The following is a 9,440-nucleotide window of genomic DNA, read 5'->3' on the forward strand; positions in this document are numbered from 1 at the left end:
GGATTGCCGCCAGGAACGCCCACTGGTCGGGATAGGGATGGAAAGCGGCATCGACGAACACGCTACAGCCCTGCTCACGCGGTCGCTTCTGCAGTGGCAGCGCGATCAGATTGCCGAAGCCACCCTTTGGCATCGTGTCCTGGTTGGGAAACAGACGGTCATAGGAGGCCAGCTTGAGCTGCCGGGTGCGCGAGCAAGTGTGGCTGATAATGGCTGTGCCCAGGCGGCGCGCATCGCGCGCCGACACCTTGCCCGCGAAGAAGATCCAGGCATGCGCGCCGTGGCCGGAACGGGAAATCTCCAGCGCGACCGGCACACCGAGCTCACCGCAGGACTGCACGAAAGCACGGGCATCGTCCTGCCACTCGGCCTCGTCGAAATCGGCGGCAAGGAAATAGCAGGTGTCGTCTTCCAGCAGCGGATAGATGCCCACCGTGTGCTCACCGGCCAAGTGGTCGTAGATGACCTGATCGGAGAGCGGGATCAGCAATCGGTTACCGCAGTCGCTGCACTTGATGCGTGGCTTCTCGCAAACGCCGGCGCCATTCGTTGGCGCAAGCCGGCGCGTAGCCAGACTTGCCTGTGGACTTGCTCTCCCAACGGATCGGGTAGGCATCCGTGCGGCCGCGAAACAACTGGCGGAACAGCGCGACCTTTTCGACCGTGGACAGGTGCGGTTGTTCAGCCCCCAGAACGCCAGGCGCCGGCTTCGCCGACATGCGCCAATCGATGCCATGCGCTTCCAGTAGCGCGATCAGGCGGGCGTTTTCGGCTTGCAGCGCGGCGAACGCATCACGATCAGCCATCGACGCCATACTCGGCCAGCAATGCATACATGTCATCGCCCACCCCGTAGCCGAAGCTGTCGCTTGTGCGGCGCACTTGGGCAAGGCGCGTCCAGAGTGCCGGCCGCTGGGTATCGGGCAAGGTAGCAATCATTTGCAGCGACTGCTCGAACATTCGCACCAAGGCGGCAAAATAGCCATCGTCCTGGTAGCCAATATCAGCGCTGAAGCCGGACGCGCGTTCGCAATAGAACACCATCAGTTCGGCTAACCCTTGCGGCTGGCCAATGGCCTTCTTGTACTCCGAGATCGCCTTCTTCGCCTTGGCAACCGAGGTGTCCTGGTTTTTGAACGCATCCGGCCACAGCCAGCGGTCGATGGTCACCTTGTATGGCTTGAGCACATCGCGGCCCAGCGTAAACCGGGCGTGCAAGAAGGCCTGGTTGTCCTTACTCGCCACGTACAGGGCCTGTACCAGCCCGATCAAGCCGGCACGGTCGAAGTCGGTCAGCTTGGCTTTGACATCGTTCCAGGAAGGCGAGGCTTTGCGGGCGGCCTTTGGTTTTACGTCTGGCATTGACTTGCCCCCCGACATGGAAGAACTGCTTCCGCGTCGCTGGTAGCAGCCCGAACGGACACCGGTTCGCGTCGGCGCAACACGTCCGACAATACAGTTTCTGGCCGCGCCTTCATTCGCCGCTCCCTGTGTCGTCTAGCCGGCCAAGGCGAGCCTCCAGCTCCCGCCGTGTCCTGGCCAGTTCCGCAGCCAGCAGATTCTCGTCAGGCAAAACGGTCTGGTATTCGGCGGCCAGCACCTTGTTCGGCAGGCCCTCCAGTGCGTAGTGCGCCTCGTTGCTACCCTTGCTCGCACACAGGATCAACCCGACGGGCGGGTTTTCGCCCGGCTTCATCCATTGCTCGCGGGCGTAGTTCAGATACATGTGCATCTGGCCGGCATCAGCATGGCTGAATTTCCCGATCTTGAGGTCGATGACCAGCAGGCATTTCAGCTGGCGGTGGAAGAACAGCAGATCGACGCGAAACCAGCTGTCGTCGATGCGTAGACGGCGCTGACGTCCGACGAAAGCGAAGTCGTCGCCCAGCTCCAGGAGGAAGTCGGCTAAGTGCTGGATCAGCGCATCTTCGAGGTCCGACTCGGAATACTCGTCTTTCAGGTTGAGAAACTCCAGCACGAACGGGTCCTTCAAGGCCTGCTCGGGTGTGATGACATCGAGGCTTTCAGCTACCTCGCCTTTTCGCAACATGGCGGCCTTGTTGCGTGACAGGGCAATGCGTTCGTAGAACTGGCTATTGATTTGCCGGTCAAGTTGCCGTACCGACCAGCCGCAGCGCAGGGCTTCGGTTTCGTAGAAACCGCGCGCCATCTCATTGCGCACCGAGAGTAGTCGGACGTACGCCGACCAGGGCAGGGGGAAGGCTTTGGCCAGCTCCGACAGGTCGACGGAATTCCGGGACAAGGCTCTGGAAATCTCGTCACCCGTGGAAATGGCAGACGATGTCTGCGAGATCCGAGCGGTGGGCAATTTCGCAGACGGTGTCTGCGAAATGTGCTCGATGGGCCAAGCTTGGTAGAACAGGCGCATTTGTTCCAGATTGCGCTCAGAGAAGCCGCGCCCGAACCTCCTCGAGAGATCAGCCGAGAGCCGTTTGAGCAAGGCTTGCCCGTAGCCAGCGCGGTCCTGCCCGCCCTGCTCAAACTCAACGATGCGGCGGCCAATTTCCCAATAGGTGGCAGTCATCAGCACGTTGACGCTTCGCGCAGCGGCACGACGGGCGTCTTCCAGCAGGGCGACGATGTCGCCGTGCATGCTGCCATAGTCGGCACGGGCCGGAATAAGATCGCTCATGCCTGTACCTCGTTCACCAGCTCATCGCCACCGTCAAAGCGGCTCGGGTAGATGTTCGTTGTTCGCTGACGAGGCAGTGATGCCGTCCTCCCGTCGTCGACCTGTTCCGACGTGCCACATTCACGGCCCGCGATTATTACGCTTTCGCGCGTAGCCATCCTTGTCATCATCCTCTCATAGTCGATTAGCGAATCGCGATCGATTGTATCAATGTGGGACGACTGGTTGGCATTCGCCGCCCCAGGAAGACTGGCGCGAAGTTCTGCAGAGCGCAGGAGTGCCCTGTACATGCATCAATGAAACATGGCGCCACCGATGCTAGGCTGGAAACGAGAATGGTGGATCGGCGACGGCCTGTGAACTTCACGACCGCCGCCTCGAGAGCATCCCTTCGTCCACATTGCTCAAGCTCGGCAATCTTAATGCTGTGATCAGTCGGATCGGGCGAGGAGCGGTCCGGCGTCACAAACGGTATCAACACCTTGCTGGCATGCCACGTACGTAGAATTAGTGGCCGCCAGGCCAAGTCGCAGAGTTAGCGGTCCTCAACACCAGTTCCTTAGATGCTCGTCGGGCGAGAGCCTGAATTTCGAGACGTCGTCTCCGACGCACTGAATATGATGAATCGCCCTTTGCCCGCATGTTTGGACGCATAAAGCGCAGTGTCAGCCTTGAGAAAGAGTTCATTTCGTGTGTAGCCGTCGCCAAACCAGTTAAGCACGCCGCCGACGCTCGTGCCGCATGCAATCTGGTGGCCATCAATGATGCAGGATTCGGAGGTCGCCGAGATTATCGCCTCGGCGACACGTTCCGCAGCATTTGGCGAGACGCCCTCCAAGATCACGGCAAACTCGTCGCCGCCGACGCGCGCAATGGCATCGGATTCGCGAACGCAGGATCTAAGGCGCGCCGAGAGGGTGATTAGGAGTTTGTCGCCAACCGCGTGGCCGTAGGTGTCATTCACGAGCTTGAAATTGTCGAGGTCGACGAGAAGCAACGCCATTGCCCGTCCACCTCCTTCGGCCTGTTCCATGGCTGATGCCAAGCGCCGGTCAAAGCCTTTCCGATTGAGCAGGCCAGTCAGGTAGTCTGACAGCGTCTTTTGCTCGAGCTCCCGCATCTTCTGGCGCTCTAGCGTTATGTCTCTGGCGAAGACATGCACGCCAACGACCGTGTCGGCCGTCCCATTCCAGGCGGGTTGATAAGTGACTTCAAAACAAACGGGCGGGTTCTCGTACGGATGCTCAGCGTCAAACGTAACCAGTTCGCCTGAAAGCGCGAGTTCGAGGTGAGGCCTTATAACTTTCGCATAATGGTCCTCGCCCCAAAGGTGCCTTGGTGTCGGACCAATGATTTTATCTGCGGATATCCCGAATCGTTGTTCGTACGCCTGATTAACGAACACATAGCATTCATCCGCGTCGAGATAGGCAACGAGGTCCGGTATATGATTGGCAATGGCATGGATGCGTGCCTCCCGTTCCTCCGCTATCTTCCTTGCTTCCAGCAAAGCACCGGTACGTTCGGCAAGCTGACCCATAACGCTCGAGAACGTTCTGGCTAGGGCGCCGATTTCGTCTGCTCTTGATGTGGGAAGCGCAGCGCGCGCTGACAAGTCCATCGCACTCTGCTGCACGACCTGCTCCAGGTTCTCCAACGGTGCCAGCAGGCGTCGGGCTACCCGCCACATCAGCAATCCAGCAATAGCCAAGGCTCCTCCTGCCACAGTCAAAATCTTCACCCTGGCACGGGTGATTGGCGAGAAGGCTTCTTCCGCGGGGAGTGTGGCGACCAATTCCCACCCAGCCGTTCCAATCCGATGTCGAGCAACGATGGGACGAGTTGGCCAAGCGAATTCCCATTTGGAGTTGGCCTTGTCAGTCCCGCAAGTCTCACCTGCGGAAGCTGCAGGCTGGAGTACCTTTGCCGGGTCAGCATGCATGACGTAGCGAGGCAACGGCCCAGACGAGACAAGGCAATATGTGCCGGTTTTGCCGATGCGACTGCGAGACAGCGCCAGGAGAAAGTTTTCGCGCCGGAGGTCCAAGCTTCCGACAAGAACCGCCCGTAGCCGCCCATCGGCCGAGCGCACCGGTACGGCCATGGCGATGCCGGGCGCGCCGGTTACCTTGGTTATCACCGGTTCGGAAACGACGACAGATGCGCCGCGCAGAATGTCACGAAAGTACTGTCGGTCTGAGATATCAGGGTTATGGTCTATCGGCCTGGTATCGAATGCCCGCTTACCGTCCGGCCGAGCGAGAAATACCCAATCGAACAATTCAGGTATCGGAGTGGCCTGCTCAGCCACGCGCTTTAGTTCCGCCGGGCCCCGGTCCAACAGCGGGGCAAGTTGCTCGGCAAGCCGGCGCAGGATGACGACACGTACTTCGAACTTGTCATCGAGTTGTTCAGCGACCAGTTTGACCTGTGCATTCTGCTGTGCCTGCAGGGAATCCTTTAGGTTCGCGAAGACATAATGGCGCGCGACCAGTATCAGGAGGACTGCAAGAAGTAGAACCACAACGACTGTTGAGGCGACCACCCGGGATTTCAACGACCAGCGCAACATACCTTCAGCCTCTGCTCTTCTTTGCTGGCTCATCGCAGCGAGTAATTCGTCCTCAAACAGTGGCGGTGCATTATTCGCAACATTGAAGCGAACGACCAATGTCCGTTCACCCGGATGGGGTACCGAGGGCTCAATGTTAACGGACCTCTGCATGTTGACAGCGTGTATTCACGTTTGGGGCATCGGGCCTCGTCTGCCGCCGGCGGGATAGTGCGAATGAGTGGTCAAGCGGAAATTTATCCGGGTGATAACATGGCTGACAATGACGACCCTGTTAAGGGCACGTCCAACGCCAATGGATCCTTGGTGCCGCCGCGCTGAGCTGCACGGTGGCTCTCGTCACGTAGAGCGTATAGAGTCGCTCGCCGGCGAAGCAGCAACTGGTCCGCCGCGGCACGGGCAACTGGATGCCGGCCAGTTCCTCGCCGTCGGGGGAATAGCGCGACAGCCGCCAAGTGTCCCAGATCGCCCACCAGAGGCAGCCTTCGTCGCCGACCGTCATGCCGCCGCGCAGGTCGAAGTCGTAGCGATGAATGGTGCGGCGCCTCGAGTCGATGAAATACATAAGTCATGACTCAGAAAGGCCGAGCGAGCCAGGGATTGGCTTGAGCGATGCCGCCCCTCTCAAAATCTTTGCTGTTACGCGTGGCCAGCGCGGCGGCGTGGTGCCGGCTGATAGCTGCAATCTGCAGCATCGACGAGCGGGCATCGTGTACGTCACACGGGTCGCCCGACAGTTTCGCGCCCTGACGCTCGCGACGCGCTCCCGGGCTGCGCGCAGATCCACCGACGTCTCACGCGGGTTTGCTATACTTGTACAAGTTTAAGTACGAGTTATAGCAGGAGGGCGCGATGCGCACTATCCATTTCTCTGATGCCCGCAGTAACCTGAAAGCAGTCATGGACCAAGCCATCGACGATCACGACGCCGTGCTAATCACGCGTCGTGACGCGCCGAATGTGGTCATCATGTCGCAAGACCAGTACGACAGCTGGATGGAAACGATGCACCTGCTCAGCTCGCCGGCCAACGCCACGCGCCTGATGCGCTCGATTAAGCAGCACCGCGCCGGCATGGCCGAGAAGCACGAACTTGTCGACCCGGGCGCTGAATGACGCGCCAGCTGACCTTCATGCCCGACGCTTGGGAGGACTACCTCTACTGGCAGGGCCAAGACAAAAAGACGCTCAAGCGCATCAATGCACTGATCCAGGATACGCAGCGCGTGCCCTTCGAGGGCATCGGCAAGCCCGAGCCCTTGAAAGGCAACCTCTCGGGCTACTGGTCGCGGCGCATCGATGACACCAACCGCCTAGTGTATTTCGCCAATGATGATGAGCTGACGATCATCGCGTGTCGGCTGCATTACGGCGATAAGTAGCTCAGGATCGGCTCCTGGCAAGGCTGCTCGACGACACTCGGGTCAGCGTTCTTCGATGGTATCCGCGCCACTGCACGCCAACTATCTTGCCAGACTCGCTCGACATGGTCTGCTCAAAGGCATCGTGGCAAGCGCCCCGAAGCCAGACGATCCTTGGCCCGAAGAAGCAAAATTTTCGCAAGAGCTGCCTCAATGTTCAGGGGCTGCTCGCTGGCAGTGAATCTGAAGAACCGGTAGTTCCACAGGTCCTCCTCAGCAAACTCGCGAATCTGGTCGTCATCGAAAAGCTGGTGCGCCGGCACGCCGTCGTCATTAAGACCATAGCGGTGCATATCGACGATGTCCTCGAACACTCGTTCCGCGATGCGCTGATCGTCGGCGACGAACCCGGCCTCACTTGCGTCGAAATGATCGGCGTCCTTGACATCGAACGCCACCACGAGCCCTGACACGAGAGCCTGGTCAACCGCGTCCATCGCCTTGTAGGCTTCAACCACGTGGTGCCAGCTTGGCGCTTGACTGCCTGTCCCACCCGTTCAAGGGCGAGGTGATGAGGAATGCCCTCAGCCCGCTTGAGCTTGCGCGCACACTGCTTCAGCTTCTCAATGTCAGCGGCGGTGAGGATGTTCGGCATTTGCGATTTCTCCTGGTGCTGGAAAGGACGCGCGGTGCCCACTGCCGCCGCTTCCGCATCAAGGGAAATGGCAAAAAGGTTGTCTGGAGATCGTCCCCGCCTAGGTGGGCAGCCGGCTCCGACTAAGCCGTGTGCGGACTTATAGCACGCGGGCGGCGGAAAAATACGTACCCAAGAATGTCGTCTATACTTGACACAAGTTTGGAGATTAACGCCATGAATCCTGCTCTCTTGGGTAACGCGATTCAACGCAAGCGGGTTGCCTTGGGCCTGACCCAACAGCAGCTGGCCGACATGGCCGAGCTGTCGCGCCAGTCGCTCAACGGCATTGAGCACGGCAGCGTCAACGCCACGCTCCAGACGCTCGGGCGGCTGATGGACGTGCTCGGCCTGGCACTCGATATAACCGATCCCGATGACAGCCGTCTGGCCAGTGGGGCGCCGACGCGCGCGCTGTGGATGGCCGCGAAGGGCGCCAACGTGAGCTACACGGGCGAGCTCACACCAGACGAGCTGGAGCGCGCCCTGGCCACCGGAGAGGTGCCGTCGGAGTATCGCCCGCAAGTCGCCCAAGTTCTGGATGAAGCGCCTCTGCAGCTCGTCACTAAGGTTGTCGCGGAAGTGGCGGCGAAGCAACACCGGAATCCGGCCGAGATCTGGAAGAACCTCAGGCGGCTCGCGGAGTCCTTGATGGCTACACGCGGAGGCCTGTGGGCATGAAGGTTGAACTCCAGGGCGACATCTGGGAATACCTGTTCCCGCACGCCTTCACGCTGATGGACGAGGTCAGAAAGCACGGGGGCATCGAGCCGTTCTGGACCTTCGGGGGAGGGACGGTCCTGATGCTCCGGTACCGCCATCACCTTTCCCGTGATATCGACCTCTTTGTACCGGATCCGCAATACTTGGGGTTCGTGACACCGCGTTTGAGCGAGGCCGCGGAAAGCATCACGAGCGACTATGTCGAGCAAGGGAATTTCGTGAAGCTGGTCCTCGACGCCGGCGAAGTCGACGTCGTGGCCTCGCCCAACCTGACCGACGAGCCATTCGAAAACTGGGAGATCATGGGGCAGCCCGTTAAGGTGGAGACCGCAGCCGAGATTGTTGCCAAGAAGCTTTACCATCGTGGCGACCGGGCCACGGCACGGGATCTCTCTTCGACTTGGCTGTCGTGGTCGAGCAGGAACCCACAGCGCTCGCGCTTGCCGCGCCGTTTCTGCGTCGGCACGCGGCCGCCTTCCTGGGCCAGGTCGAAGCCGGCCCGCCGATCATGCGCGAGCAGTTCAGCAGGATCCAGCGCATCAACTTCAACCGGAGCTTTGATGACTGTGTCGCGCTGGCAGGGGATTTTCTTCATTCGCTGCAGGAAACCGACGATGCTACGCAGACGGCGCGGGGAAGGCAGCGTCCGTAGGATTCAATGCCGGCCAAATCCACATGTCTTCTCTGCTCAGGTTCGCCATCCAATTGGTTCTGGCAACCGCCTTCATCGTGATGGTGGCAATTCTGTCGCGCCACATCTACCTCAGGCTCGAGGGAGCCGACTCGAATCCGGTTGGCTCGCCGCGCGGGGCGGTGGTCCCAGTGAATTTCGATGCCGGATCAGAGTGCGAGCAATTGCTCAACCGGTTAGCCCGGCAGGCCGGCGCATCGGATGCAGCCCGTCGTGAGACCGCGCGGCGGGCAGGCTGCCTGCATTCCTGAGCCTTGTGATCACTCTATCGTCCGCCGCCGCAGCATCACTGTGCCCGGATCCTGCGGGCGGAGCCGCGCGGTAAGCATGTCGCGCAGGCGTGGCAATCCGATGATCCAGCCCGGCGCACGACTTCTACATTTGGAACGACGTCGGCAGGATGCTCCTTGAAGTATCTCTCGCTCGCCAACATCAACCTCCGGTTCTCGGCGTCAAATCGCGGCCCCAGACCAGGGCGGCCAGACGGAAGATATTGGCCTCCCGCTGATCGATGGCAGCGTCAAGTTCGCCGACCGCAGCAGCCGCCCACCGGTCGAGCATTGCGCTCATCTTGGACGTCATCTCGTGAGTCCCTTCGTAGCCAGCGTCTCATAAAGTGCATCTAAGCGCACTCGCGCATTCTTGGCACCTGTGGCCTAGTGTTGCGCTGGGCTTTTCCCGTTTTGTTGTATTTCAGCGGGAAGGTGGCCGAGTTCTCCACTGGGCACCCACTTTTTTGGCTGGCA

11 protein-coding genes and 2 pseudogenes are annotated in these 9,440 nt (G+C 60.1%); 6 read left to right on the forward strand and 7 right to left on the reverse strand.

The genetic code is table 11. The features are described from left to right. Positions 1 to 34: 34 nt before the first annotated feature. The 5 genes and pseudogenes from LDO29_RS28380 to LDO29_RS21535 all read right to left on the reverse strand — a co-directional run. Positions 35 to 842 (reverse strand): annotated as a pseudogene (locus LDO29_RS28380) (TOTE conflict system archaeo-eukaryotic primase domain-containing protein); the annotation flags it as partial. Next, the gene (locus LDO29_RS21520) at positions 799 to 1,380 is read right to left on the reverse strand and encodes a hypothetical protein (RefSeq protein WP_224081762.1); all 582 of its coding nucleotides are present in this window, start codon (positions 1,378 to 1,380) and stop codon (positions 799 to 801) included. The pseudogene LDO29_RS28380 and the gene LDO29_RS21520, both read right to left, overlap by 44 nt. A gap of 94 nt (positions 1,381 to 1,474) precedes the next feature. Next, complete coding sequence (locus LDO29_RS21525) at positions 1,475 to 2,653, reverse strand: PDDEXK nuclease domain-containing protein (RefSeq protein ID WP_224081763.1); 1,179 nt, start codon at positions 2,651 to 2,653, stop codon at positions 1,475 to 1,477. A 559-nt stretch (positions 2,654 to 3,212) separates the two neighbouring features. Further along, the gene (locus LDO29_RS21530) at positions 3,213 to 5,324 is read right to left on the reverse strand and encodes a diguanylate cyclase domain-containing protein (protein ID WP_224081764.1); all 2,112 of its coding nucleotides are present in this window, start codon (positions 5,322 to 5,324) and stop codon (positions 3,213 to 3,215) included. Between the two features lie 175 nt (positions 5,325 to 5,499). Further along, positions 5,500 to 5,790: an SMP-30/gluconolactonase/LRE family protein gene (locus tag LDO29_RS21535; protein WP_224081765.1), complete on the reverse strand. Its 291-nt coding sequence runs from the start codon at positions 5,788 to 5,790 to the stop codon at positions 5,500 to 5,502. 287 nt (positions 5,791 to 6,077) lie between these two features. Here LDO29_RS21535 and LDO29_RS21540 point away from each other — a divergent pair, with 287 nt between their 5' ends. After that, positions 6,078 to 6,341, forward strand: a complete 264-nt coding sequence (locus LDO29_RS21540) for a type II toxin-antitoxin system Phd/YefM family antitoxin (protein ID WP_224081766.1) — start codon at positions 6,078 to 6,080, stop codon at positions 6,339 to 6,341. Beyond that, a complete protein-coding gene (locus LDO29_RS21545; protein ID WP_224081767.1) occupies positions 6,338 to 6,607 on the forward strand; it encodes a Txe/YoeB family addiction module toxin in 270 nt (89 codons plus the stop codon). The genes LDO29_RS21540 and LDO29_RS21545 overlap by 4 nt, the downstream gene beginning before the upstream one ends. Before the next feature lie 113 nt (positions 6,608 to 6,720). Here the strand turns inward: LDO29_RS21545 and LDO29_RS21550 are convergent, their stop codons facing one another. Beyond that, a complete protein-coding gene (locus LDO29_RS21550; RefSeq protein ID WP_224081768.1) occupies positions 6,721 to 7,104 on the reverse strand; it encodes a hypothetical protein in 384 nt (127 codons plus the stop codon). A gap of 353 nt (positions 7,105 to 7,457) precedes the next feature. On the opposite strand from LDO29_RS21550, the gene LDO29_RS21555 reads away from it, so the two are divergent. The 4 genes and pseudogenes from LDO29_RS21555 to LDO29_RS21565 all read left to right on the forward strand — a co-directional run bounded on the left by LDO29_RS21555 (position 7,458) and on the right by LDO29_RS21565 (position 8,945). Further along, on the forward strand, positions 7,458 to 7,961 hold the full coding sequence (locus LDO29_RS21555; RefSeq protein ID WP_224081769.1) for a helix-turn-helix transcriptional regulator: 504 nt from the start codon (positions 7,458 to 7,460) through the stop codon (positions 7,959 to 7,961). 122 nt (positions 7,962 to 8,083) lie between these two features. Beyond that, positions 8,084 to 8,335: pseudogene (locus LDO29_RS28290) on the forward strand (nucleotidyl transferase AbiEii/AbiGii toxin family protein); the annotation flags it as partial. A 77-nt stretch (positions 8,336 to 8,412) separates the two neighbouring features. Next, positions 8,413 to 8,655: a hypothetical protein gene (locus LDO29_RS28295; RefSeq protein WP_318035522.1), complete on the forward strand. Its 243-nt coding sequence runs from the start codon at positions 8,413 to 8,415 to the stop codon at positions 8,653 to 8,655. 23 nt (positions 8,656 to 8,678) lie between these two features. Beyond that, positions 8,679 to 8,945 carry a hypothetical protein gene (locus LDO29_RS21565; RefSeq protein WP_224081770.1) on the forward strand — a complete coding sequence of 89 codons (267 nt, stop codon included), beginning with the start codon at positions 8,679 to 8,681 and terminating at the stop codon, positions 8,943 to 8,945. Between the two features lie 181 nt (positions 8,946 to 9,126). Here LDO29_RS21565 and LDO29_RS21570 read toward each other — a convergent pair whose 3' ends face one another. Next, positions 9,127 to 9,276, reverse strand: a complete 150-nt coding sequence (locus LDO29_RS21570; RefSeq protein ID WP_224081771.1) for a hypothetical protein — start codon at positions 9,274 to 9,276, stop codon at positions 9,127 to 9,129. Positions 9,277 to 9,440 lie beyond the last annotated feature (164 nt).

Origin of the sequence: Cupriavidus laharis (genome assembly GCF_914271435.1) — a bacterium.
Classification (GTDB): domain Bacteria; phylum Pseudomonadota; class Gammaproteobacteria; order Burkholderiales; family Burkholderiaceae; genus Cupriavidus; species Cupriavidus laharis.